The organism is Aminobacter sp. P4_D5 (assembly GCF_056401815.1).
In genome coordinates, this window is sequence record NZ_JBFUIP010000500.1 from 1 (window position 1) to 884 (window position 884).

The 884-nt window shown below is 68.3% G+C and carries 1 protein-coding gene; it reads left to right on the plus strand.

Annotation, left to right across the window (positions count from 1 at the left end; translation table 11 throughout):
- Window positions 1-884 (plus strand): homocysteine S-methyltransferase family protein (locus tag AC1DWF_RS33055; RefSeq protein ID WP_476842732.1); only part of this gene is annotated, 884 nt, incomplete at both ends.

Sequence of the window (884 nt, forward strand, 5' to 3'; positions counted from 1 at the left end):
CACTGGAGGAGTTCGAGCTCGGCAGCCGCGCCTTCGAGATCAACAAGCTCGGCGTGGAACTGGCCCGCGAGGCGGCGGAGAGCTTCGCCGATGGCCGCCACCGCTGGGTCATCGGCGATATCGGGCCAGGCACCAAGCTGCCCAGCCTCGGCCACATCACCTATGACGCGCTGGAGGCTGGCCTCACCGAGCAGTGCCTCGGCCTCATCGCCGGGGGCGCCGATGCGCTGCTGACCGAAACCAACCAGGACACGCTCTTCATCAAGGCCGCGGTGAACGCGGCGAAGATCGCCAAGGCGAAGACCAACAGCGACATCCCCATCTTCGTGCAGGTGACGGTCGAGACCACGGGGACGCTGCTCGTCGGCCCCGACATCGCCGCCGCCGCCGCCGTGATCCACTCGCTCGACGTGCCGCTCGTAGGCCTCAACTGCGCGACGGGCCCGCAGGAGATGGCGGAGCACATCCGCTGGCTCAGCCAGAACTGGCCCGGCCTGCTCAGCGTGCAGCCCAATGCCGGCCTGCCGGAGCTGGTCGACGGCAAGACGCACTATCCCTTGGGCGCCGAGGAGATGGCGACCTGGATGGAGCGCTTCGTGGTCGAGGACGGCTTCAACCTAATCGGCGGCTGCTGCGGCACCTCCATCCCTCACATCGCCGGGCTGGATGCCATGCTGCGCAAGCTGGGCGGCGCCAATGCGCGGCCGGCGCCGGTGAAGCGCAATTACCACTGGGTGCCGAGCGTGGCCTCGCTCTATTCGGCCACGGCGCTGCGGCAGGAGAATTCCTACTTCTCCATCGGCGAACGCTGCAACGCCAACGGCTCCAAGGCCTGGCGCGTGGCGCAAGAGGCGAACGACTGGGACAGCTGCCTCGCCATCGGG